18 protein-coding genes and 1 pseudogene are annotated in these 26368 nt (G+C 35.0%); 11 read left to right on the top strand and 8 right to left on the bottom strand.

The window, feature by feature from the left end:
• Positions 1 to 614, bottom strand: a pseudogene (locus tag AC061C_RS07195) (hypothetical protein); the annotation flags it as partial.
• 401 nt (positions 615 to 1015) lie between these two features.
• On the opposite strand from AC061C_RS07195, the gene AC061C_RS07190 reads away from it, so the two are divergent.
• The 5 genes from AC061C_RS07190 to AC061C_RS07170 all read left to right on the top strand — a co-directional run bounded on the left by AC061C_RS07190 (position 1016) and on the right by AC061C_RS07170 (position 7213).
• On the top strand, positions 1016 to 2290 hold the full coding sequence (locus tag AC061C_RS07190; RefSeq protein WP_478290604.1) for a Y-family DNA polymerase: 1275 nt from the start codon (positions 1016 to 1018) through the stop codon (positions 2288 to 2290).
• Positions 2281 to 2721, top strand: coding sequence for a LexA family protein (locus AC061C_RS07185; protein WP_086455031.1), 441 nt, complete (start codon positions 2281 to 2283; stop codon positions 2719 to 2721). The genes AC061C_RS07190 and AC061C_RS07185 overlap by 10 nt, the downstream gene beginning before the upstream one ends.
• 652 nt (positions 2722 to 3373) lie before the next feature.
• Positions 3374 to 3706 (top strand): hypothetical protein, encoded by a 333-nt coding sequence (locus AC061C_RS07180; RefSeq protein ID WP_458566432.1) that lies wholly within the window; start codon positions 3374 to 3376, stop codon positions 3704 to 3706.
• Positions 3707 to 3764: 58 nt separating this feature from the next.
• The gene (locus AC061C_RS07175; protein WP_458566433.1) at positions 3765 to 4583 is read left to right on the top strand and encodes a GLPGLI family protein; all 819 of its coding nucleotides are present in this window, start codon (positions 3765 to 3767) and stop codon (positions 4581 to 4583) included.
• A complete protein-coding gene (locus AC061C_RS07170) occupies positions 4583 to 7213 on the top strand; it encodes a hypothetical protein (RefSeq protein WP_478290603.1) in 2631 nt (876 codons plus the stop codon). The genes AC061C_RS07175 and AC061C_RS07170 overlap by 1 nt, the downstream gene beginning before the upstream one ends.
• A gap of 103 nt (positions 7214 to 7316) precedes the next feature.
• On the opposite strand, the gene AC061C_RS07165 is transcribed toward AC061C_RS07170, so the two are convergent.
• The 5 genes from AC061C_RS07165 to AC061C_RS07145 form a co-directional block, all read right to left on the bottom strand.
• Positions 7317 to 10484 (bottom strand): efflux RND transporter permease subunit, encoded by a 3168-nt coding sequence (locus tag AC061C_RS07165; RefSeq protein WP_478290602.1) that lies wholly within the window; start codon positions 10482 to 10484, stop codon positions 7317 to 7319.
• A 64-nt stretch (positions 10485 to 10548) separates the two neighbouring features.
• Positions 10549 to 11616 (bottom strand): efflux RND transporter periplasmic adaptor subunit, encoded by a 1068-nt coding sequence (locus AC061C_RS07160; RefSeq protein ID WP_417976584.1) that lies wholly within the window; start codon positions 11614 to 11616, stop codon positions 10549 to 10551.
• 5 nt (positions 11617 to 11621) lie between these two features.
• On the bottom strand, positions 11622 to 12962 hold the full coding sequence (locus AC061C_RS07155) for a TolC family protein (RefSeq protein WP_478290601.1): 1341 nt from the start codon (positions 12960 to 12962) through the stop codon (positions 11622 to 11624).
• A 1-nt stretch (position 12963) separates the two neighbouring features.
• A complete protein-coding gene (locus AC061C_RS07150; protein WP_478290608.1) occupies positions 12964 to 13560 on the bottom strand; it encodes a TetR/AcrR family transcriptional regulator in 597 nt (198 codons plus the stop codon).
• Between the two features lie 139 nt (positions 13561 to 13699).
• Positions 13700 to 14221 carry a YceI family protein gene (locus AC061C_RS07145; protein WP_478290600.1) on the bottom strand — a complete coding sequence of 174 codons (522 nt, stop codon included), beginning with the start codon at positions 14219 to 14221 and terminating at the stop codon, positions 13700 to 13702.
• Between the two features lie 267 nt (positions 14222 to 14488).
• On the opposite strand from AC061C_RS07145, the gene AC061C_RS07140 reads away from it, so the two are divergent.
• Positions 14489 to 15463 carry a polyprenyl synthetase family protein gene (locus tag AC061C_RS07140; RefSeq protein ID WP_478290599.1) on the top strand — a complete coding sequence of 325 codons (975 nt, stop codon included), beginning with the start codon at positions 14489 to 14491 and terminating at the stop codon, positions 15461 to 15463.
• A 142-nt stretch (positions 15464 to 15605) separates the two neighbouring features.
• Positions 15606 to 15992, top strand: coding sequence for a hypothetical protein (locus AC061C_RS07135; protein ID WP_478290598.1), 387 nt, complete (start codon positions 15606 to 15608; stop codon positions 15990 to 15992).
• Between the two features lie 24 nt (positions 15993 to 16016).
• On the opposite strand, the gene AC061C_RS07130 is transcribed toward AC061C_RS07135, so the two are convergent.
• Positions 16017 to 16559 carry a hypothetical protein gene (locus AC061C_RS07130; protein ID WP_478290597.1) on the bottom strand — a complete coding sequence of 181 codons (543 nt, stop codon included), beginning with the start codon at positions 16557 to 16559 and terminating at the stop codon, positions 16017 to 16019.
• A 120-nt stretch (positions 16560 to 16679) separates the two neighbouring features.
• Here AC061C_RS07130 and AC061C_RS07125 point away from each other — a divergent pair, with 120 nt between their 5' ends.
• The 4 genes from AC061C_RS07125 (at position 16680) to AC061C_RS07110 (ending at position 24678) form a co-directional block, all read left to right on the top strand.
• On the top strand, positions 16680 to 19451 hold the full coding sequence (locus AC061C_RS07125; protein ID WP_478290596.1) for a 2-oxoglutarate dehydrogenase E1 component: 2772 nt from the start codon (positions 16680 to 16682) through the stop codon (positions 19449 to 19451).
• Positions 19452 to 19468: 17 nt separating this feature from the next.
• On the top strand, positions 19469 to 20062 hold the full coding sequence (locus AC061C_RS07120; protein ID WP_478290595.1) for a hypothetical protein: 594 nt from the start codon (positions 19469 to 19471) through the stop codon (positions 20060 to 20062).
• Between the two features lie 67 nt (positions 20063 to 20129).
• Positions 20130 to 21392, top strand: a complete 1263-nt coding sequence (gene odhB / locus AC061C_RS07115; protein WP_478290594.1) for a 2-oxoglutarate dehydrogenase complex dihydrolipoyllysine-residue succinyltransferase — start codon at positions 20130 to 20132, stop codon at positions 21390 to 21392.
• 397 nt (positions 21393 to 21789) lie between these two features.
• Positions 21790 to 24678, top strand: a complete 2889-nt coding sequence (locus AC061C_RS07110) for a T9SS type A sorting domain-containing protein (RefSeq protein ID WP_478290593.1) — start codon at positions 21790 to 21792, stop codon at positions 24676 to 24678.
• A gap of 174 nt (positions 24679 to 24852) precedes the next feature.
• On the opposite strand, the gene AC061C_RS07105 is transcribed toward AC061C_RS07110, so the two are convergent.
• On the bottom strand, positions 24853 to 26364 hold the full coding sequence (locus AC061C_RS07105; protein ID WP_478290592.1) for a T9SS type A sorting domain-containing protein: 1512 nt from the start codon (positions 26362 to 26364) through the stop codon (positions 24853 to 24855).
• Positions 26365 to 26368: the final 4 nt, after the last annotated feature.

Below are 26368 nucleotides of genomic sequence, written 5' to 3'. Positions count from 1 at the left end.
GCTTTTGTACCATTTGTTCTGTAATAGTAATGGTCATCATCATTATCATCATCACGATCATCATTCGTATTGTGATCATAACCATAATCGTTGTCTTGGTTGTAGGCATAACGGCCACCTCCTTTTACAGATCCAACAATATCAACAATTTGACCACGACGGTTGTAAATGATTTCTAAACCACCTACTCGCTCTAAGGCATAACGGTTGTAAGTCATGTATACAGATCCTATTCGTTTTACTCGGTCGTTAGCATCGTAGTTAATGAACACATTTCCCACTTGTCTTACTCTGCCTAGGTTGTCATGTTCTACTTTTACGCCATAATTGCCTTTTCGGCTATTTCCTGGTGCACCATACGTTTTGTTGACACCGTTTTTGCCTTTTGATCTGTAATACATGTCGCCATTGGTTGTAGGACGTGTATTAAAATCTAGTTGCCCGTCAGGAAACACATAAAATTCAATTCCTCGTTCTGTGAACACAATCGGATCATCATTTCTAAAATCTACTAGAGATTTTCTCTGTACAGAAAAATCGATTTTTTCTGTTGCGCTTGCTACACTACCTCCAAATATGAAAATACTAGCAACTAAAAAGGTAATTTTTTTCATGATACTTCAATTTTGAATTTTGCCTACTCTTGAGCTTTTCGGCTTTCGCTTTTTACTTATTTGATTAGGTATATTCAAGTAGCATGCCAAAAATTTGAATGATGGTTTCTTAGTTTTATAGCTTTTATTGACTTTTTGTTTTTAAAGTATTTAAAATCAATAATTTGTAATTTAATAAAAACATAAAAAAATTTTACTAAAAGGATACTATTAAGATTAATTTAAGGCTTTCGCTTTTTTATTCACTGCTTGTTCTTTTGATTCTGAACCAGAAATAATTCTAAAACAAGAATAAAAAGTTCTTTTTGGATAATCGTTTTACACAAAACTACTTATCAACAGTGTTTAAAATTAACTTCTGTTACGAAGTCGCATCGAGGGATATTGAGTAATTTTGCAGGATGTATGCTTTAGTCGATTGTAATAATTTTTATGCCTCATGCGAACGTGTTTTTCAGCCGAAATTCAACGGGAAACCTGTTGCAATCTTGTCTAATAATGATGGTTGTGTTATTTCACGAAGTAATGAGGCGAAGGCGGTAGGAATAGCAATGGGAGCGCCCGCTTTTCAAATAAAAGAAATTGTAAAACAGCATGATGTGCAATTATTTTCGTCAAATTATGCCTTGTATGGTGATTTGAGCAATCGAGTAATGAAGGTTCTGGAGCAGTTTACACCAAACTTAGAGATTTATAGTATTGATGAAGCTTTTTTAAATTTTGATGGATTGTCAATCGCGGACTATCACCAGTATGGAATTCAAATGAAGAACCGAGTACACAAATGGGTAGGTATTCCGGTTTGCATTGGCTTTGCCGAAACAAAAGCATTATCAAAAGTAGCCAATAAAATTGCTAAGAAATTCCAAGACAGAACCCAAGGTGTTTATGTTATAGACAGTGATGAAAAACGAGTAAAAGCCCTTAAATGGACTAAGATTGAAGATGTATGGGGAATAGGACATCGACTGAATAAGAAAATGAAAGCTAGAAATATAGTAACGGCTCTTGATTTTACCGCACCCCAACATGAGGCTTGGATAAAGAAAGAAATGGGTGTACTAGGAATGCGTTTAAAGTATGAACTAGAAGGCAAATCAGTATTAGACCTAGAGCCTATTGCTACCCAAAAAAAGAGCATTGCTACTACCAGAAGTTTTCCTAAACAAATTGCGGAGTTTGATTTATTACGAGAACGTGTAGCTACTTTTGCAGCGCAATGTGCCGAGAAATTACGCAAGCAAAAATCATGTTGCCACACCATAATAGTCATGCTAGTTGTAGACAAACACAGCATACAAACATCTAAATATTATTTTAATTGCGCCGTAACATTACCTTATGGTTCTAATTCTACATTGACCATTGCCAATGCTGCGATAGCCTTACTGAAAAAACTTCATGCAGGTAATGAGCATTTAAAATTTAAAAAAGCAGGTGTAATTGTTACTGAACTTATTGATGAAAATAAAAAACAGTTTGATCTTTTTGAGGAAGAAAATCCCAAACATTTACAACTAATGAAAGTAATTGATGGGTTGAATGCTAAAATAGGCGACAAGAAAATAAAACTAGCCTCACAAAATTTAAGTTTGACTTGGAATATGAAACAAAACCATTTGTCACCTAGATATACCACCAGTTTTAAAGATATACTTGAAATAAAATGCCAGTAAATAAAACATCCAAACTTACTTTTTACTTTCCTGATTTTGAAAGTGAATTGCGCATTCCTTTTATAAACGAAGGAGTTTCAGCAGGATTTCCATCACCAGCCGCTGATTTTATGGAAATGAGTATCGATTTGAACAAACAATTGAGTGAAAACCCGCTGGCTACTTTTTATATTAAGGTCAAAGGAAACTCTATGATTGATGCCGGTATTGATGACAAGGATGTACTTGTTGTTGATCGAAGCTTAGAGCCACAAAACAACAAAATTGCCATTTGTTTTATTGATGGAGAGTTTACCGTCAAGCGAATGAAGGTTGAAAAGGATTGTTTGTATCTAATGCCAGAAAACCCAAATTATCCACCCATAAAAGTCACCGAGGAAAACGAACTCATCATTTGGGGTATTGTGACGTATGTGATTAAAAAGCTATAAGCCATTTAATTGGTACTTAATTATTACAAAAAAAAACGACCTGCATCTATAAAGAGCAGGTCGTTTTTTTGTAATCCGAGAAGTCGTTAGTGCTTGGGCAATATCATTAAGTTAAGGAATAATCCCTACGATTGTGTCATTCCGACGAAGGAGGAATCTCAACAAACGTGCGCAACAAACAGAGATTCCTCCTTCGTCGGAATGACAAATAAACACTTAACTTAATGGCATTGAGTGCTTGGGTGTAACTCCCTCCTTACTTAATTCTCGGTGGTCGTAATCAGGGATTTTTTCAACTTTGTACGCTACATGTACTTTACTAGAAAAGAGTATAGACTTTTCAATATTCCGATGCTAATTTTTTCAAATTATAGGATGTTAAGGATCTTATTTTTAAAAAACACGAATAATATTGTTAATTATTTGTTAAAAATCACTTTATTTTGCTTTTTTTTACCAGATTTGTCTTGCAATAAGATATGATTGGTTTTATTGTAAAAAATATTCAGTAGCTACGAATTGAGGGAATTTGTTTATTTAACCCAAAGAAAATTAAAAATAGAATAGTGATAGGTAATCACAATAAACCTTCCTGCAAGGACCAAAACTAACCGCTCAAGTCCTAAATGGGGCAACTATTAAACTATAAATTATGAAAAAATTAATGTTTACACTGGCGTTCGCTATGATTGGATCATTTGCTTTTGCAAATAATAGCACAATCAATGAAAAACAAGTGAAAAGCTTAGTAAATGAGAAAAATTTAGATTTAAAAACTTCTAAAAAAATTGATTATGCCACTTTTATACAGATGGTAAATAGTGGTACGTTAAATATTGTTAAGTTTGTTAAGTTGGATAAATCTTTTTTATTCCTTGATGATTGCGGGAATGAGTGGATTGTAGAATATGATAGTACTGTCTATACTCCATATTCAGCTTTTCTTACTGCATCTGCAGTAATATTTATTGTAACTGGCTGTTAGTCATAATAAACATTAGATATGGCTGATTTTCAGCCATATTTTTTTTAAAATATTAAAAATGAATATAAAATCACTTTTTCTTACAATTGTTTTCCTGTTTTCAGGAGTTTTAATTTACGCTCAAAATTTCCCAAAAGACACTTTACGTTATCAAATCACCTATGATTATTCATACCAGGTGAATAAAGAGGATACTCTTAGCAAACAGAAAGAGCAGATGGTATTAAATGTCGCAACCGACTTTTCATACTATCTTAGTTTAAATCTGCAAAAGGTGTTTGATATGGCTAATAATTATGCTAATTCTCAAACAATTCCTGATAGAAAGTCACTACCGAGACCGAAAATAAATTATACAGTTATAAAAGAATATAGTAATAATCAAACGATTATTACTGATAGATTTGGACAAGGCACTTTTACTTACAATCAAAATTTAGATAAGTTTGACTGGAAATTACATGAGGAGCAAAAAGAAATATTGGGCTATAGCTGTAAAAAAGCAACAACTGAGTTTGCGGGTAGAACGTATGTGGCATGGTATACCACAGATATTAGTATATCCGATGGACCATATAAATTTCATGGTTTGCCGGGTTTAATTTTGTCAATTTACGATACCAATAAACATTATCAATTTAATGTTGCAAGTATAAAAAACAGTTCCAGTTTTTGTAACACTGCCGATCAATTACAAAAACCTACTCAAATAACTTATGAAGAGTATAAACAACTAAAAAAGAGATACAAGGAAAAACCATCGACCTTGATTAATTCGGGTGGAATGACTTTTCCAAAAGAAATGCTTGATTTAGCCGATCAAAGAGCCAAGGAAAAGATGAAGTTTGAAAACAATCCTATGGAACTTACAGATTAATGCGAATAGTTTTTTGGCTGCTGTTATTTTTATGTAATTGCCTGTATGCTCAAACCGTAATTAAAGGGCAAATTTCGGAAACACGAGGCAAGGTAATTGTTAGTGCAAGTGTATCCATTTATAAAAAATCATCATCTGCTATCATTGCTTATGCTATTACAGATAGTAAGGGTATGTTTGCAATTACCTTTGTCAGTACTGATCCTGAAGTAGATTTGGAGGTACGCTGCATGGGATATGAAACCGTATTAAGTGCAATTAATAATACTACGCAAACTAAAAATTTCATTCTTTCTGAAAAGTCATTTGTCTTAAAGGAGGTTTCTGTTAAATCAGCACCTATTTTACAAAAAGGGGATACGCTGCGCTATTTGGTAAATTCATTTTCAAAAGAGCAAGACCGAAGCATTGGTGATGTGCTAAAAAGAATGCCCGGAATTGAAGTGCTTCCTGACGGTAAAATTTTATATCAAGGCAAAGCAATCAACAAATATTACATTGAAGGTTTAGATTTATTAGAGGGCAAATACAATCTAGCTAATGACAACCTGCCTTATCAAGAGGTTTCTCAAGTACAAATTCTGGAGAACCATCAGCCTATAAAAACACTGGATAGTTTACAGTTTTCTGATCGAACGGCGCTCAATATCAAACTTAAAAACACCTATACTTTTACAGGTCAAGCGAGGCTTGGAAGTGGCTTTAGCCCGTTGCTTTGGGATGCCAATATTACTCCGATGCTTTTCTCTAAAAGAAGACAAATGCTCACTACCTATCAAACAAATAATACAGGAGATAATGTAGCGTCGCAGCTTAAAAAGTTAACGATTGTAGATTTATTAAATCAATTTGAAAACAATTCAGAGAAAATAGATTGGCTTGCAGTACAACAATTAGCAAATCCGAAATTTTCTGAAAAGAGATGGCTTGATAATTCTATTCACTTATTGTCAAGCAATTATTTGCAAAAGCTAAAGAAAGACTATGAATTGCGTGTGAATGTTTCGTATTTGAACGATTATCAACAGCAAAAGGGTTTTACCAAAACGCAGTTTTTTACGCCTTCGGGTACAATTGATTTGTTAGAGGAAAAGTTCAATCAATTTTATTACAATTCCTTGCAAACAAATTTTACACTTCAAAAAAATACAACTAAAAATTATTTCAAAAACAGTCTGGAGTTTCAAGGCTTTTGGGATAGTCAGCGCGGGAATATCGTTTTGAATAATGAAGGTTTAAAGCAGGAGTTGAGTAATGAATATTTTAGGTTTTCAAATAATTTGAAATCAATATTTTCATTAGGAAAACAAAAGCTTGTACTTTTTTCATACCTAGGATTAAACAAAACTCCACAAGAACTGCGCGTAAATCCCGGACAGTTTGAAGGTTTACTTAACGAAAATAAGCCGTACGACTCCGTTACACAACATACAGATTTACTCACCTATTACACAAACAATATGTTATCGATGATCAAAGCGGTAAAGTATTTTACATTGGAGTCAAAAGTAGGTTTGCAATTAGAGAATCAAAAACTCAATAGTGATATAGCTACATCAAGCAATAGTGTTTTAAGTCCTGATTTTTCGAATACTTTAGATTGGTTTCGTTCTAAAATATATGTTGATTTGCAAACTCAATTTAAAAAAGCGAATTGGCGAATTGAATTGTCAACCCCAATTAATTTTCATTCGTACACAATAAAAGACGCTCCACTTCAACAATCGGAAAACCTAAGCCAAACTACTTTCGAACCTAGACTGACGGTCAACTATGATATAAATTCCTTTTGGAAAATTAATTCTTCAGCAGGAATTTCGAATCAATTTGGTACTATAAACCAGTTGCATTACGGTTATATTTTAGAAAATTACCGAAGTATTAAAAGAATTGATTCTCCCTTGCCACAATCCAAAATTCAAAATTTTAATGTGGGAGTCTCATTTAGGAATCCTGTGAAGTCACTTTTTTTTAATACCAGCTACAGCAATGTACAAAGTGAGAATAATTTACTGTATCAAAGTGAAGTTTTAGGAAATGGAGCAGTTTCAATTGAGGCGATTGAGCAATTAAATACAAGATACAGTCATAATTTTTCAACCCGAATTGGGAAATATGTTTCAGCAATTAAATCAAATCTAACGCTTAATAGCAGTTTTGCTTTGCAGGATTTTCAGCAATTTATTAATGGTAATTTAGTAGACATTGCAAATCAAAATTTGATTTTTGGAAGTAAAATAGATACCGATTTAACGGATTGGTTTAACTTGGAATACGCAGGGAGTTGGACGTTTTCGAATAACAAATTAGAGGAACAAAAACAACCACAAGTAAAACAACAAAGTCATATTTTAAATCTAAATTTTAATTTGAAAAACAAACAATATTTAGGTCTAAAGTCAGAGTATGTAAACACGACCTTGTTCAATGAAAGAGACGAAAATGTGTTTGCAGATTTTATTTATCGATATACGATTCAAAAGAAAAAAATTGATTTTGAGACGCAAGTGAACAATGTTTTTGGCACCAATAATTTCAAGACTATCAATGTTAATGATTTTAGTTATGTGGCAACTAATTTTCTATTAAGACCAAGGCAATTGTTATTCAAAGTTAGATTTTCGTTGTGATAAATTCTAAATATCGAAACTTGAGATTTGCACGCAACATACTTACAAAAAAAACGACCTGCATCTATCAAGAGCAGGTCGTTTGTTATGATGTGAGAAGGTGTTAGTGTTTTGGAGTAACTCCGTCCTCATTTAATTCTCTGTGTTCGTAATCAGCAATCATCTCAGCTTCATAATTTACTTTTTGACCTTTAGAGAATTTGGCAATTAATTTCTCCATGATTTCATAAATTACTGGAACAATAATCAAGGTTAGGAATAATGAACTTATTAATCCACCAATAATTACCCATGCCAATCCATTTTTCCATTCGGCACCAGCACCAGATGCTAATGCAATTGGGAACATACCAAATACCATCGCAATGGTTGTCATCAAAATTGGACGAAGACGTGCGTGATTCGCTTGAATTAATGCGGTTCTGATGCTCTCGCCCGCAGCTCTTCGCTGATTGGTGTAATCCACAAGCATAATCGCATTTTTACAAACCAAACCAATTAACATAATCACCCCAAGAATAGTAAAAATATTCAACGTATTATTGGTCAAAGCCAAGGCTAATAATGCTCCAATAAACGAAAGCGGAATAGCAAATAATACCACAAATGGGTGTGCAAAACTATCGTATAACGAAACCATTACTAAGTAAACCAAAATAATAGCAGCCAATAAAGCAATTCCTAAGGTTCCAAAACCTTCTGTTTCATTCTCTTTTTGTCCTCCCCAAATATAGTCTACACCAACTGGTTTCTCCAACTTGTCAATTTTCTCTTCCCATTGTGATACAATCGTTCCAGAAGAGATACCAACATTTTGACCTTTAACAGTTACAGACGCTGTTTTGTCTCTACGCTCTAATTGGCTCGGACCAGAACCTTCAGTTACCGTTGCAAATTGATTTAACTCGATTTGTTGACCCATATCATTGATGAAAATCAAGTTGCTAACATCAGCAATACTTTTTCTGTCGAAAGCATTGTACTTAATATTGATGTCGTATTCGTATTCTCCAGCTCTAAAACGCCCGTCTGTGTTTCCACTAAAAGCAGTTTGCATAGTCATACCTACGGTTTGTAAACTCAAACCAAGTGCAGCCATTTTATCTCTGTCTACTTTTACGCTTACTTCAGGATTTCCGTCCTCTACCGATAATTCAATCTCTGTTGCACCTGGAATAGTGCGCAATTCTTTTTCGGCAGCAATAGCAAATTTCATAGCACTTTCTACATCTGGACCTGTTACAATAAGTCCTAAAGTAGCATCTTCAGCTGTTCCTAAAATACCTACGGGAACCGTTTTTACTTTGGCACCCACTAGTATTTTTTCTAATTTACGTTTGGTTTTTGCAGCGTAAACATTTGCAGGTTCATCACGCTGGTCTAATTCAACCATTTTCACATTAATTTCTGATTTGTAAGCAGTTGATTGTGAAGCTCCCATACCGCCACTAGTTTGACCTACAATAGTAAATTGACTGTGAACAAAATCTTCTTTGTCTAAAAAGGCTTCTGCTTTTTGCGTCATAAAGTTGGTTTGTTCTAGCGAAGCATCTTTTGGCATTTCGATTTGAACTAAAAATTCACCACTATCTGATGCTGCAAAGAACTCACCACCAATAAATCCTGCTGGTACCAATGCAATTGAGCTGAAGAATACAACTAAAACAATGGCAAGTGTTGTTTTATAATGATCCAAAGACCATGTTAGTAATCCAGAGATCCAGTTGATGAAACGGGTTAAATAACTTTCAAAACCAAGAATGATTCTTCCAAAAAGGTTTTTACCAGTGATGTGCTCTAATTTTCCGTATCTGGATGACAACCATGGAATAATAGTAAACGAAGCTACTAATGACAATAAAGTGGATATAATTACCGTGACACAAAATTGCGTAATAATATTAGAAACCAGACCAGAACTCAATGCAATTGGTAAAAATACAACCACAATTACAAGCGTAATCGATACTACAGTTCCACCAATTTCGGCTGTACCATCATAGGCAGCTCGAACTTTGTTTTTGCCCATTTCCATGTGCCTGTAAATATTCTCAAGAACTACAATCGCATCATCCACAAGAATACCTACAACGAGAGACAATCCTAATAAACTCATTAAGTTCAAAGTATAACCCATTAAGTAAATCCCAATAAATGTGGCAATTAACGAAGCAGGAATGGATACCATTACAATCAAGGAGTTTCTAATGCTATGTAAAAAGAATAACATTACAAAAGCTACTAAAAGCACTGCAATAAGTAAATCGTGCACTACAGCATCAGCTGCTTCAAGGGTAAAAATTGTACTGTCTTTGGCAATTTCTAGTTTTAAGTCGGCAGCTTTATATTCTCCTTCCAGTTTCGCAATAGTTTTTACCAACTCTTCACTTACAGCAACTGCGTTGGCATCTGATTGCTTAATGATTTGTAAAATAATGGCATTTTTCTGGTTCACACGAGCCACTTTCTCCGTAATCTTTTGCGTGTCTTGTACATCTGCCACATCGCCTAAACGAACTTGGATTCCACCTCTTGAGGACACAATTAAGTTTCTTAACTCTTCAACATTTTTATATTTTCCAGCTAAACGAATTAATATTTTTTGTTCCCGAGTTTGGATGTTTCCGGTAGGGAAATCTAAATTTGAGGATAAAATATTCTGTTGTACCTGTGGAATAGAAAGTCCGTAGGCTTGCATTTTTACTGCATCCAGATTCACTTGAATTTCTCGCTCTTGTCCGCCGGTAATATTAACTTGAGCTACTCCTTGCACACGAGAAAGTACTGGCGCAAGTTTCTTGTCTACTAAGTCGTAAAAAGCAACTTCGTCCATTTTTCCGTTGGCACCAATGGTCATAATTGGTAAATCGCTCAACGAAAACTTGTTCAGTGAAGGCGCCTGAGCGTCATCTGGTAAGTCGTTTATGATGGCATTTATTTTACGCTGCGCATCATTCATAGAGATATTTACATCAGCATTAGATGTTAATGTTATCGAAACCGAGGATAAACTTTCAAAAGATTTAGAATCAATTTTTTTGATGTTTTCTAGGGACGAAATCGCATCTTCAATCTTTTTGGTAACGGTATTTTCGACCTCACTGGGTGATGCTCCGGGATAAACCGTTGCAATCGAAATCACGTTGGTTTCAAATTTTGGGATCAACTCATAGCCTAATTGGCTGTAGCTGAATAGTCCGCCTAGCGTAAGTATTGTGAACAATACGATGACTAACGAAGGACGTTTTATGGATATTTCTGCTAATTTCATGTTGTTAAGGTGCTTTAGGCTTTGAACTGTTTCTTGATGACTTTAAGACTTTCGACTTTAAGACTTATTTAATAACTTCCACTTTGCTTCCGTCTTGCAAATTGATTTGACCGGTTACAATTACTTGTTCGCCGTCTTCAAGGCCGTTTAATATCTCTACTTTATCGCCTAGAATTCTACCAGCAGTTACTGTTTTTAATTTGGCGGTTCCATTTTCAATCACAAAAATTTGGTTGCTACTTACACTACCTACAAAAGCATTTCTTGGAACAATTTTCAAGGATTGTTTTTGTTGGTTAGACGCAAAAGTAGCAGTACCGTACATTCCTGCTTTTAGATCTTTGCTAGCATTGTTTGTAATTTCTATTTCTACAGGGAAGTTCAAAGTTTCATCCGCTTTTGCTGCAATAAAGGTGATCTTACCAGAAAAAGTTTTGTCTGGATATACGCTTGCAACTACATTAGTTGTGCTTCCTACTTTTAATCCTGCAACTTGACTTTCATTCACGTTCACTTTCAATTTTAACTTTGATACGTTTACAATGTCAAATAATTGTGTTGCAGGCATTCCTGTAATGATAGAACCTACCTCAATGTGTTTTTTATTGATAAATCCGCTTATTGGTGCCTTGATTCTAGTATCACCCACGTTGATGTTGGCTTGTGTTAATTGTGACTTAGCATTTACCATTTGTAGTTTGGCTTGGTCTAGTTGTTGCTTGGTTACACCACCGGTTTTAAAGGCATTTTCAAATCGGTTGTAATCAGCAACTGCGTTTTGATAAATTGCGTTTGCGTTTTGAGCATTTACATTTACCACATCACTACGTACAATAGCAAGAGTTTGCCCTACGCTCACGTAATCTCCTTCTTTCGCTAATATTTTGGTTATTTTACCTGACTTTTCAGCTGAGAATTTCAGTTCTTGAACAGGTTCAAAATTTCCATTAGAAACAAAGTCAAGAGAAACTTCTTCTGTTTTTACAACATCAGTTCGTACTGATACCGTCGCATTTTTCTCAGCAACAATAGCTGTTTTAGCTTCGTTCTCATTTTTGTTATTAGTAAGTATGTAAGCAATAATCCCTAGTGAGGCAGCAATTACAACTACGGTTATGATAATTTTTTTCATTTTGATTATTTATTGGTTAATGTTTTTAGTTCTCCTTTTGCTTTTATTACTTGTATTTCTGCTAGTTTGTAATCTAATAGCGCTGTGGTATAATTGTTTTGGGCAACCACAAGTTCGCTTTCTGCTTCAAGTAAATCCGTTAATGAAGCTAAACCTTGAATATAATTGTTGTTGGTATTGGTTAAAACTTCTTGCGCTAGCTTTGCATTCTCTTTTTGATTGTTGATCGATACAATACTATTCTCGATTTGTGTTCTAGCGTTGGTATATTGTAAATCTAATGCTAGTTTAGTTTCCTCTAAGTCTACTTTTATAGAAGCAAGTTTATTGTCAGCTTGGCTTACTCTTGCTTTTGTTCCAAATCCTGTAAATATGGGAATACGTAAATTGAGCCCTACCGAAGCAAAGTCTGACCAATAAACTCCATCTGAAGGTTTCTTGAGCCAAGGCATCTCAGGACCTTGACCAATGAAGTTATACCCTCCTGTAAGTGATAAACTTGGGTAATAGTTCGCTTCAATAGATTTTTTTTGGTATTCCAGTAACTGCTCGTTCTTTTTAAGCAATAAGTATTCGGTTCTGGTTGTAGTATCTGGAGCCAATGAAAGCGCATTTGGAGTTATTTCGAATTCCGTTTCTGGAATAGAAATACGAGTATCTACTGGCAAGCCCATAAAAAATTTCAAGGCATTTTCTTGCAGTGTAACCGCATTTATGGTTTGCTGGCGCAACGTATTTATGTTTGATATACGCACCATAGTCCTATCTAAGTCAATTTTTTTAGCCAATCCGTTATCGTATTGTCCTTTTATGATGTCCTTAACTTTTGTAGTGTTTTTAAGGTTGTTGTCCAGTACCGTTAAGTTTTGGCGTGTTACGTAAACTTGGTAGTAGGCATTTGCCACACGCTCTATAACTTGCTCCTCGGTTAATTGCGCGTTTATTTGGTAAAACTCACGAGTTGATTTTGCTGCCTTCAAACCTACAAATACAGCTTGGTCGTATAAGGCTTGATTAAGGGAAACTCCTGCTGTAGAGTTCCATTTTTGACCAAATGCAGCTTGAATGGTAGTGCCAGGTTGACCGAATCCAGCTCCGTCAAGTACGGTAGTTTGTAAAATAGGATTGTAGTTCAAGCTTCCATTTGCAGCAATTTGTGGCAAAGCTCTTGAACGCACTTCTTTAATTTCATACTCTCCTTTTTCTATCTGTAATCTTGCTTTTTTTGCATCGGCTTTATTCTCCAGTGCGTATACAATGGCATCTTTTAAGGTAAGGCTTTTTAGTTCTTGTGCATGAATGCTTAAGGAAAGCAGCACGGTCATTAGTATAATTGTATTTCTCATTTTATAGGCTTGATTTAATTAAATTTTTCTCTAATTCTAGTATGCCCTTGTCAGTTGCCATGGCTCTGGTATGGTATTCTAGTGCTTGCATTTCTAGTGCAAAAGCTTCACGTTCAGACCTTGTGTTTTCATTGATTGTAAAAATAAGGGCGTAATAAAAAGTAACATAGGCATCAATATTTATTTCCTTTCGGTAAAGGCCTTGTGCAATTCCTTTTTTAATGTTTTCTCGAAAGCAAGTTTGGCACATTTCTATTTGATAGGTTTGTACTTTTTGATATACTTCAGGATAATGTTTTTTCAGTTGGTATATCGGTGAAGTGTCAGTGGCTTTGAACATGTCATCAAACATTCGTCTGATTTCAAAATTCTCTTCTATAGCATTAAAATCTTTCGAGGTAATATCAGTAATAATAGCATTTACCTCTGTATGAATGACTTGAACACTTTCTTCAATTAACAATTCCTTATTAGCAAAATATTTATAAATTGTCTTTTTAGAAATACACATTTCGCCTGCAATGTCATCCATAGTGATGCTCTTGAAACCGAGTTTCAAAAACATTTCCTTAGCTTTATTTATAATTTTATCTTTCATATTGGGTATGCTGAATGAGTGTGATGTTTGTAATAAAATAGCATTTTTATAGAAATGCAAAGCTACAAAGGAAACTTTAGAAACTAAAATAGTTTCCATTAAATTTACAGCTTTTTAACATTCCCTTTAGATTAGTGTCTTAAACGGTAAATTCTAGGTTTGCAATTAATTTAATATCTTGACCTAGAGCCAATCCGCTAGTTTGCGTAAAGGTGTTGTACGTTAGGCCAAAATCCTGTCGGTTTATTTTTCCAGTGATTTCAAATCCTGCTTTTTTAGCACCGTTATACGCATTGATTCCTATAAACTCGGCATCAAGTTCCACCATTTTAGTGATGTTTTTGATTGTTAAATTGCCCTTTAAAAAATTAATATTGTTATTTATTTTTTGGAACGAAGTCGATTTAAAGCTGATCATTGGGTATTCATGAACATCGAACAAATTATTCATTTTTAAATGAGCATTCTTTTGTGCCAGTTTAGCATCTTTTTTATTTACGTCTAAAAAGAATTCAATCGATGCGTCTTCAATTTCATTATTTTCAATATCAATATAGCCGCCAAATGAATTGATCGATCCACCTAAATAAGCGATAATTGAGTGTCTCATTTTAATCTGAACATCAGATTGATTGGAGTCAATGTTCCATTTGGTTTTCATAATACTTGCGGTTTGATTAAACTTTACCAGATGTAATAAAAGGTAATAAAATTTGAGGTTGAAATTGGGACCGTTAAATTCGAGTACAAATGTAACAAGGAAACTTTAAATACCAAATAAGTTTCCAAAGTATTTTGATTTATTTAACATTTGAGTAACTTTAACAATTTAGTAAGTTTCAAGTTTTTTGAGTTTCTTTGTGACTATAGAATTCAAATGTTAGGACATCCCAAAACGGTATGAATTTTAAACTTAAACAAAAAAATAATGCATACCATTCAGCAGTATCAAGAGTTTCTTTCGGATTATTTGCAATCGCAATATGAAACTAAAGAGCCTAGAAATTTATACGAGCCCATTCATTATATTTTGGATCTTGGCGGAAAAAAAATGCGTCCAGTGCTCACGCTAATGAGTGCTGAGGTTTTTGATGCCGATTATAAAAAAGCACTTCCTGCAGCATTGGCCGTTGAGGTTTTTCATAATTTTTCATTAGTGCATGATGATATTATGGATGATGCGCCATTGCGAAGAGGACACGAAACAGTGCATGAAAAATGGAATATCAATACCGGAATTCTGTCTGGTGATGCGATGTTGATTTTAGCATACCAATATTTTGAACAATATGAACCGCTCATCTTTAGAGATCTCGCAAAGTTGTTCAGCAAAACTGCGCTTGAAGTGTGCGAAGGGCAACAGTGGGATGTTGATTTTGAAGATCGTACAGATGTTACCATTCCTGAATATTTAAAAATGATTCAGTATAAAACAGCAGTTTTAGTAGCAGCAGCTATGAAAATGGGTGCTATTATTGCAGAAACTTCTGTTGAAAATGCAAATCTGATTTATGATTTTGGATTAAATTTAGGTTTGGCTTTCCAATTGCAAGATGATTTTCTAGATGCTTTTGGAAATCCAGAAACCTTTGGCAAACAAGTAGGTGGCGATATTATCGAAAATAAAAAAACCTATTTATATCTTAAAGCAGTTGCTTTTTCAAACCAAGAAGAAGCTGAGGAATTAAAGCGTTTATTTGCTATCCAACCCGAAGACAGCACCGATAAAATAGAACGTGTGAAAGCTCTTTTTAATAGTTCTGGGGCTTCAAAAGCAACGCAAGATGCGATTCAGGATTTTACGTTTAAAGCGTTTCAAATGCTGGATCAAATGAATGTTAGTGACGATAAAAAAGCTATGCTTAAGGCATTTGGAGAGAATTTAATGGGAAGGAAAGTGTAATTCAATTTCAATAACAATTTCAATAATTAATAGCAACGTTGATTTTGAAAGTTGGTATTTAAAATTAACCAGAAATAAATTGTACCACAACAACAACAATATTGAAAATTGCTATTCATATTGCCATTGAAATTTTAAAGATATGTTTATAGTTCCAAAAAATACCGACTTATTACTTTGTGAAGTCGAAGCAGAAAATTTATATTTGAAGTTAGTCGAGCAGCTCAACAAGGATTTTAATTTGGCTAATGAAGCAGTAGATTTCCCAATGAGTACTACTGCTGCCGAATTAAAGATTCAATTGCATGAAAAAATCTACCGCCTCATTCAATACAAGTTTGCTGAATATTTGAACCTGCTTTATATTATTGATGTGTCCGAAGAAGAAATAAAAAAACTCGACGGTTCTGATTTGGTAATTTTGGCGGAGCAAGTTGCTTTTTTAATTTTAAAAAGAGAATGGCAAAAAGTATGGTTCAGGAATAAATACTCAACCTTGAACAATTCGGAAACTAGAAAATTAGAATAAGTTAATACTGAATGCGCCTAAGCATTAAAAATAAAAACGAATAAAAGGCATGAAAGCACTGCCATAAATATTGTTTTTGTCCGTTAGCACATTGTAACGCGCACCAATAGTGGCGTTGCCAGAACGGTAACCTGCTCCCACAAACAATCCTGTATTCCAATAATTTTGAGAATTTGTATTAGATCCATCCCCGTTTACATTGACTCTTAATTGCTCCAATTCAGCAGAGAGTTGAATTTCATTTATGGGATTCAAAAGTGCAATTATGCTTCCTCCATACAAATGAGACGCAAAAAAGTCGCGTTGTTTTAGGTATTTGTACTGCAATCCCGCCCCGAAAGCGACGTATTCATTGAAGTTGTAAATGGCACTTGGCGCTACAGAAATATCGGTGAAGCCTGACCCAAATCCCAAACCGATCCCGCCACCAAACTGCACGTTTTTCCAAAATTGATTTTCCATCTTCGGTGTGCTATCATTTTGCTGTGCAAAAACACTACCGGATAGTATAATGGAAAGCAGCATCAAAATTGCGCTAAAATCATTCAAAATGCGATTTGTAGTCATAAGTTTCAGGTTTTTTAACAATATTCAACGTAAAAGTATCTTAAAATAAATTATAAATTTATTGTATTATCGTACTTTTGCCAAACTATTTTAACAAAAAAGGTATATTCACTAAATATTATGGATAGGTTTTCATTTTTAAACGCAGCACACACCGAATTTTTCGCACAATTATACGATCAATATTTAGAGAATCCAGACAGCGTTGAGCCAAGTTGGAGGAGTTTTTTTCAAGGTTTCGACTTTGGGATGACGACTTATAATGAGGAAAACCCAGTCGAGCAAATAGCAAATTTTGCAGCTACTAACATGGATGTTAGTTTGATTTCGGATAAAATTCATAAAGAATTCAATGTCTTGAAATTAATTGATGGTTACCGTTCACGAGGGCACTTGTTTACCAAAACAAACCCTGTAAGAGAAAGACGTACTTCATCGCCAACACTTGAAATTTCAAACTTTGGACTTTCAACTGCGGATTTAAATACGGTTTTTGATGCTGCTAAAGTGATCAATATCCAACCGTGTACCCTTCAGGAAATAATCACTCATTTAGATACGATTTACTGTCAGCACATTGGGGTAGAGTACATGTACATTCGAAAACCAGAAGTGGTTGAGTGGATTCAGAAAAAATTAGGAGTAAATGACAATCAGCCTAAATTTTCGATAGAGGAAAAGAAATCAATTCTCAATAAATTAAACCAAGCGGTTTCCTTTGAGAACTTTTTGCACACTAAATATGTAGGTCAAAAACGGTTCTCTCTTGAAGGTGGAGAGTCTATTATTCCAGCATTGGATGCTTTGATTGAAAAAGCTGCCGAAAAAGGAGTGGAGCAATTTGTAATGGGAATGGCACATCGTGGTCGTTTGAATGTTTTGGCCAATATCTTTGGAAAATCTACTCAAGATATCTTTGGTGAATTTGACGGTAAAGATTATGACCAAGAATATTTTGACGGAGATGTAAAATACCACTTGGGTCTTACAGCTGATAAAGTAACCAGTGCCGGTAAAAAAATCAATATCAATTTAGCGCCAAATCCTTCGCATCTTGAAACAGTAGGTGCTGTAATTGAAGGAATCACAAGAGCCAAACAAGATAAATATTTCCCTAACGATTTCTCAAAAGTATTACCAATCGCCGTTCACGGAGATGCAGCTATTGCAGGTCAAGGAATTTTGTACGAAATAGTTCAAATGGCGCAACTAGACGGTTACAAAACCGGAGGTACAATTCATATTGTCATCAACAACCAAGTTGGTTTTACTACTAATTATCTAGATGCACGTTCCTCAACCTATTGTACAGACGTGGCCAAAGTGACGCTTTCGCCAGTATTGCATGTCAATGCAGATGATGCCGAGGCAGTAGTACACGCGATGTCGTTTGCACTAGACTTTAGAATGGAGTTTGGTCGTGACGTTTTTATCGATTTATTAGGATATAGAAAATACGGTCATAACGAAGGTGATGAACCTCGTTTTACACAGCCCGTTTTATACAAGATTATTGCCAAGCACAAGAATCCAAGAGACATCTATATGGAGCAATTGCTTGCTGAGGGTGTAATTGATGCCACTTTTGTAAAAGGATTAGAGCAAGAATACAAATCTAATTTAGAGGTAAATTTAGAAGAATCTCGTAAAAAGGATTTAACTATCATTACACCGTTTATGAAAAATGAATGGAAAGGTTTTGAGCAGGTTTCAGATGCCCAGATGTTGCAAAAATATGATACTTCATTTCCCAAAGCAGCATTAGATTCTATTATAAAAACGGTTTCTACTTTACCATCAGATAAGAAATTTATCAACAAGATCAGTAAAATTGTTACTGATAGAAAAACGGGATACGACAACAACACCATCGATTGGGGAACTGCTGAGACCCTAGCGTACGGCGCACTTTTGACCGAAGGTTTTGACGTTCGAATTTCTGGTCAGGATGTAGAGCGTGGAACTTTCTCTCACCGTCATGCTGTTGTTAAAGTAGAAGATTCTGAAGAGGAAGTTATCGTATTGAATGCAATCGAAAATAAAAAAGGGAAGTTTAATGTTTATAACTCTCTTTTATCTGAATATGGTGTGCTGGGATTTGATTATGGGTACGCGTTAGCAAATCCAAATACACTGACTATTTGGGAAGCACAATTTGGGGATTTCAGTAATGGAGCCCAAATTATGATCGACCAATATATTTCTTGTGGTGAAGACAAATGGAACAATCAAAACGGAATTGTTTTATTATTGCCACACGGTTATGAAGGTCAAGGAGCAGAGCACTCCTCGGCTAGAATGGAACGTTATTTACAACTTTGCGCCAGACATAACATGTATGTTGCCGATTGTACAACGCCAGCCAACTTTTTTCACTTGTTGCGAAGACAAATGAAAACCACCTTCCGTAAACCACTTGTGGTGTTTACACCAAAGAGTTTGTTGCGTGATCCTAGATGTGTATCTACAGTTGAGGAATTAGCAACCGGAAGTTTTCAAGAAACGATTGATGATACAACCGTAAATAAAGCAGATGTGAAAACATTAGTTTTCTGTACAGGGAAATTCTATTTCGACATTACTGCTGAGAGAGAAAATAATGGTCGTAAAGACGTTGCAGTTGTTAGAATCGAACAATTATTCCCTTTACCAGTAGAACAATTAAAAGCGATTATCGCGCAATATCCAAATGCAGATGATTACGTTTGGGCACAAGAAGAACCAAAAAACATGGGTGCTTACAGTTATATGTTAATGAATTTCGATCTAGTAAAATGGAGATTGGCTTCCTTAAAGGCTTATGCAGCACCAGCCGCAGGAAGTTATACAAGAGCAAAACGTCGTCATGCTGATGCTATAAAAATGGTATTTGATAAAAATTTATTTAGATAAACTCAAATTTTTCAATTATGAAGAAATTCGTCAGCTTATTATTTTTTAGTTTAATTTTTAGTTTTTCCTATTCTCAAGAATTAAAAAAACCGAGCGAGGGTAAGTCACTTGTGTATTTCACAAGAGCTTCTGCAACAGGCTTTTTAATCAATTTTAAATATTTTGATGGGGAAAAATATTTAGGCAAATTTAATCATGGAAAATATTTGGTTTATGAATGCGAACCTGGGAAGCATTTATTTTGGTCTAAATCTGAAAACACAGATTTTTTGGAAGCAGAATTAGAAGCGGGAAAAGTTTATATAATTGATTCTGAACCTCAAATGGGTGCTTTTAAAGCAGCTGTAAAATTAATACCTTTTGATAATGATTCTAATAATTATAAGAATATCAAAAAGTATGAGAGAAAGAAAGAAGGTATATTAAAAGCTATTTCAGGTGCTAAGGAATATATAATAAGTGATGAAGAATTGGCTGAAGCTAAAAAAGATCAAGAAGATTTAGTAAAGCGTTCAATGGAGAAATATACCAAACGAAAAGCAGAAGGAGAGGTTTATTTATTAATGACAGCAAATAGTAATTATGTTTCAAATTTAGAAGCAGAAAAGTAATTGAATTGCGATAAATAAACGAGTAATTGTTAGAAGAATTAAAATTCATAATTTAAAATAATAGAACATGATTTTAGAAATGAAAGTCCCATCACCAGGGGAATCAATTAAAGAAGTTGAAATTGCAACGTGGTTAGTAAAAGATGGAGATTATGTAGAGAAAGACCAAGCAATTGCAGAGGTTGATTCAGACAAAGCAACATTAGAATTGCCAGCAGAAGCAAGCGGAATTATTACTCTTAAAGCAGAAGAAGGTGATGCTGTAGCAGTGGGAGCGGTAGTTTGCCATATCGATACAGACGGAGCAAAACCCTCAGGTGATGCTCCAGTAGCTGAAGTTACAAAAACTGTTGATCCCGAAACTTCGGGACCAAAAGCTGAAGTTAAAGCAGATCCCGAAACTTCGGGACCAAAAGCGGCTCCCGTAGCAGCAGCTCCAGCAGCAACTTACGCTTCAGGAACTCCATCTCCAGCAGCAAGAAAAATATTAGACGAAAAAAATATAGCGCCAGCATCCATAACAGGAACAGGTAAAGCGGGAAGAATCACTAAGGAAGATGCCGTAAATGCAGTGCCTTCTATGGGAACTCCAACTGGTGGTTCTCGTGGAACAGAGCGTACAAAATTATCGATGCTACGTCGTAAAGTAGCAGAGAGATTAGTAGCAGCCAAAAATGAAACAGCCATGTTGACTACTTTCAATGAAGTAAACATGACACCTATCAATTTGATTCGTAATGAATACAAAGATGCATTTAAAGCAAAACATGGTGGGATTGGCTTAGGATACATGTCGTTCTTTACAAAAGCTGTAACCAGAGCGTTGCAATTATTCCCAGATGTAAATAGTATGATGGATGGTGATCACAAGATTGCTTTCGATTTTTGTGATATTTCAATCGCAGTATCAGGACCAAAAGGATTGATGGTTCCTGTGGTGCGTAATGCTGAAAATTTAACTTTTAGAGGTGTTGAAGCCGATATAAAAAGATTAGCACTTAAAGCTCGTGACGGTCAAATTACGGTTGACGACATGACTGGAGGAACATTTACCATTACTAACGGTGGTGTTTTTGGAAGTATGTTGAGTACTCCTATTATCAATCCTCCTCAGTCAGGAATACTAGGAATGCACAATATTATCGAGCGTCCTATTGCTGTAAACGGAAAAGTTGAAATTCATCCTATGATGTATGTTGCACTTTCTTATGATCACCGAATTATTGATGGTCGTGAGTCTGTTGGTTTCTTGGTTGCTGTGAAAGAAGCCTTAGAAAATCCTTTAGAATTATTAATGGATAACAATCCTAAAAAAGCGTTAGAGTTATAAGTTGACTTTTGTCAAGATATGCTTTCCTATATAGTCCCGTCTAGTTTAATACTCAGACGGGATTTTTTTGCGACTTCTGATTTAGAAATAGCTATTTTTTTTGCAATTTATTTATGATTATGGTTTTTAATTTAATAAAAAATTATTTTTTGTTTAAAAATAAGTCTAAAAAATAATTTATTTACCATAACATTACCACAACAATATTGGGTTGTAAAGGTTTGTGTAAGTTCTTCTAAACGGCATTAATGTAAGCTAAGCGTCAGTTATACTGCTATTTGAGGTGTGTTTTGTTCTTGATAATTCTTTGTTTCGTTGTATAGTTTTTAGATACTTTTCTTATAAAATCGCAACACAATACATTCATAGCTTTGAGAATAACTCTTAACTCAACAATATGAAGAACATTACTCTAATTATTTCCCTGTTGTATTTTACGATAGGATATTCACAAAACGCACCAGTTACCTTAGAGACAGGTGAGTTTGGTTCTACTTGGCCCTTTACCACTTTTCAAAATGGAAGTGGAGCAGGATACTCTAAAGTAGCTAATCCATTTCCAGGTGGAATCAACAGTTCTGCAACGGTTGGAAAATTTGTAGCAGGAACTACAGTTTCTGGCGCAGCGCCTTATGCAGGATTTGAAACTACCCATGCTTCGGGTGCAAATGGAATAGGCACTTTTACTTTGAGTGCTTCTAACAGTATTGTAAAAATAATGGTGTACAAAACGGTTATCAGTGATGTGGCTATCAAATTTGCAATAGCAAACGGTGGTGCACAACCAGAAATTAAAGTACCCAATACAAAAATTAACGAATGGGAAGAATTGACTTTTGATTTCTCTGGAAAGATAGGGTTGTTCGAAACTATAAATATTGATCAAATCATACTCTTTTTAGATTTTAAAGAAAGAACTACAGAAACAATCAGTTATTTTGATAACGTAACATTTTCTGCAAAACCTGCTGCAACTATACCAACAGCTGCTGCGCCAACTCCTACAGTTGCTGCGACTAATGTAATTTCGTTATTTAGTAATGCGTATACCAATGTTACAGTAGATACTTGGCGAGCAGATTGGGGACAATCAGGAAATGTTTTATCTGATATTCAAGTTGCCGGAAATGATACTAAAAAGTATACAGATTTAAGTTATTTTGGAGTAATTACGGAAGCCAATAAAATTAATGCTTCAACAATGTTAAACTTTCATATCGATGTATGGACGCCAAATGTGACAACATTCAAAGTGAAAATAGTCGATTTTGGAGCTGATGGTGCCTACCAAGGTGGTGATGATAAAGAGTTTGAAATAACACGTACTTTAGCCTTAAGCGGATGGAACAGCTTAGAAATTCCGCTATCAGAATTTACTGGTTTAACAACAAAATCGAATGTTGCACAATTCGTATTTTCAGGTTCTGCAGGAACAATCTACATCGATAATGTCTATTTTAACAAGGTAGCCATAGTGGCTCCGCCAGCTGCTGCTCCTTATGCACCTGTTACATTCGAAACAGGAGAATATGGATCAACTTGGGTTTTGACTTCTTTTGACAATCCATCGGGAGCTTCAACCGCATCTTTATTAGCTCCAAATCCAAATAAAACAGGAATAAATACCTCTAATACAGCGGCAAAATTTACGGCATTGGTTGCAGGGGCTTGGTATACTGGTTTCGAAACAGCTCATGCTTCTGGTACCAATGGTATTGGAACCTTTACTTTAAATGAAACCAATAGTACGATAAAAGTAATGGTGTACAAGGATGTAATTAGTAAGGTAGGGATAAAGTTTGCTCGTCCTGATGGCGGTTCTACCGGAGAGATTTCGGTTACTAATACTAAAATAAACGAATGGGAAGAGTTAACGTTCAATTTTGCAGGTAAAATAGGAGAAGGTGTTTCTACAGGTATTGATCAAATTATTGTATTTCCAGATTTTATTCCAGAAGGGACAACAAGATCGGCGAATCATGTATGTTATGTGGATAATATCACTTTTTCTGCAAAAATAGCGGCTCCAGTTGCTGCCACTGCGCCTACTGTTGCCGCACCAACGCCTCCAGCTAGAGTTACAACAGATGTAAAATCTATTTACAGTGACGCTTATGCAGTGTACAAGGCAGGCGATTGGTGTAAGTGTTGGGGTCAGTCTACGGATGTTACTGATGAAGTCATTGCTACCAACAATACAAGAAAATTAAGTAATTTCAATTATCAAGGAATTACATTGCCTGGCGCAGAGGTTTTTGACCTTTCCGATATGACTAAAATGCACGTTGATTTATGGTCTTCTAGTGCAACTTCTGTTAAAATCAATTTAATAAATCCGGGTCCAGTTGAATCTGGAGTGACCTTAACAATTGCAGCAGGTTGGAATAGTTTTGATGTACTATTGAACGCTTCTAACTTTCCTGGAATCAACTTTAGTAACGTATTTCAAATGAGTTTGTCCTCTACTCCTGCGGGAACAACGGTTTATTTAGACAATTTTTACTTTTATAAATCAACTGTAGTAGTAACACCGACAGAACCTACTGTTGCAGCACCAACGCCTACAACTGCGGCAACCAATATTATTTCTATGTTTAGTAATGCCTATTCAAACATTCCTGTTACCACTTGGAGAACCGATTGGTCCGCTGGAAGTACTTTAACTGATATGCAAATCGCTGGAAATGATACTAAAAAATATACAAATTTGAATTATTTTGGTGTAGATGTAACTGGTTCGCTAGATGCTTCACAAATGTTGTATTTTCATATTGATGTGTGGTCACCAGATTTGACTGCTTTTAGAGTTAAATTAGTAGATTTTGGTTCAGATGGGGTGTATCAAGGAGGCAATGATGTAGAGTTTGAGGTAACGCGTACGCCTACATTATCTGGATGGAACCGTTATGATATTCCTCTATCGGAGTTTACTGGCTTGATTACCAAAGCACATATTGCTCAATTAGTATTATCAGGAGCACCAGCGGGAACTGTTTATATTGATAATGTGTATTTCAGTAAGGTAGCGAGCACGTTAAGTTTGGCTAGTTTTGAAACGGCAAAAGTTATGATGTATCCAAATCCAGTTTCGAATGTTTTAACGATCGAAGCCAATAGTACTATAGAAAATGTGAGTATATATAATATCTTAGGTCAGGAAGTTTTGGTTAAAAATCCAAAAAATAATACTGCAATACTTCAAACAAATGAACTTTCAAAAGGTGTTTATATCGTTCGAACAAGTATTGACGGAAAAGTAATTATCCAGAAACTGATCAAAGAATAAATTTGTTTGGATTAGTAGTAGAAGAAAAATGTTAGAAAAATTCAATAGAATTATTGATGGACAACAATCCTAAAAAAGTATTGGAGTTTTACAAACAAAGAATATAATTTTTCGAAATAAAAGAAAACCCGACTTGTTATGCTCAAGTCGGGTTTTTTGATGCTTTGTAACGAGTTAATTTTTTATGATTTTTACTGTTTTTTTAACTTCACCTGATTTTACTTTTAAAAAATAAACGCCTGTAGATAAATTAGATGTATCAATTTCAGCACTCAAACTATTTAGTTTCTTGGTTAAAAGCGTTTCCCCTTTAACAGAGATAAAAGTAACTTCGTCAATAACGGAATCATTTGAAATTGTAATACCGTTTTTCACGGGATTTGGATAATAAGAAAAGTTTTTGAATGCCAATTCATCTATTCCTAATGTGCCTGATTTTACAGTTACCGCGAGTCTTTCTATACTTTCAATTCCATTGATGGTTTGTGAGGCATAATAGGTGGTTCCATCTACAATGACAGTAGTTAATGGCAAAGGAGCTTCACTTGTTTTATTTGTTTTTCCAGCCAATGGATTCTGATTCAAATACCATTTAATATTTTGACCTTCAATGACAAGATCGGCCAGTGTTTGACCAGCCTTAAATTCTATAGTTAATTTGGTTTGTCCATTTATTAAAGGTGAAGGCGTATTTACAACAATTGCATTTTGGGTTATACATCCATTATAATCTCTTGTAGAAACAAGGTAATTTCCTGGAGCTAGATTATTAAAGGTAGCATTAGCTGTGAAAGTTCGTCCATTATCTATTGAATATGAATAAGGTGGTGTTCCGCCAGATCCAGTAGCGGTTACAGTTTGATTGTTGCTCACAGTTGTGACTGTTAAAGGACTTGGTCCTGTTACAGTTGTTGTAATAGTAGCCATGCAATTATTAGAATCTGTTACGGTTATGACATACGTTCCAGCTGGTAAACCTGTAAACATAGAACCGTTTTGGCTAGGTCCATTATTTAATGCATACCTATAAGGAATAGAGCCTCCAGTAGTAAATACTGTCATAGAGCCATCTGCATTGCCGTAACAATTTACGTCGATTTTAGCAGCAGTCATGAAAAGAGGAGTAGGTTGAGGAATAGTTATGACAATACTAGATGTATTTACACAACCAATGGCATCTTTTACATCGAATGCGTAGGCGCCAGCAACTAAGTTATCAAAAACGTTATTTGGTGTAAATGCACTTCCATTTTTAGAATACGTGTATGGAGCAGTTCCACCAGATGCTGTAATTGTTAGAATACCTTTGCTTGTACAATCTATTTGTTTAATGATCGTCGCAGTAGGGATTAGAGCGGTGTTTACTATCAAATTAAAGTAATTTGTGGTACTGTTGCCAAGATTATTAATTCTTGCATAAATGGTTTGTGAAATTACTCCGTTAGCTGGAGTAGCAGTAATGGTAAAACTGGTAGGGTTAGAGATTGCATTCGTACCGCTTGAGGCATCTGCGGCCGTAAGATGGTAGGTTACTGCAGTCTGATTAGGGTTTAAAGTCCCAATTAGTAAAGTGTAGTTTTGTGTTAAGTTAAAAATTTTATTGTCTGCGCAATTCGTCAAATTAGCAACTTGAGCATAAAAACTTAATGACGTGAATAAAAAAAGAGAAAGTAAAATTTTCTTCATAAGT

The organism is Flavobacterium sp. GNP010 (assembly GCF_056428945.1).
The sequence above is the reverse complement of the archived record's forward strand: the minus strand, read 5'-3'. Positions and strand labels throughout refer to the sequence as shown.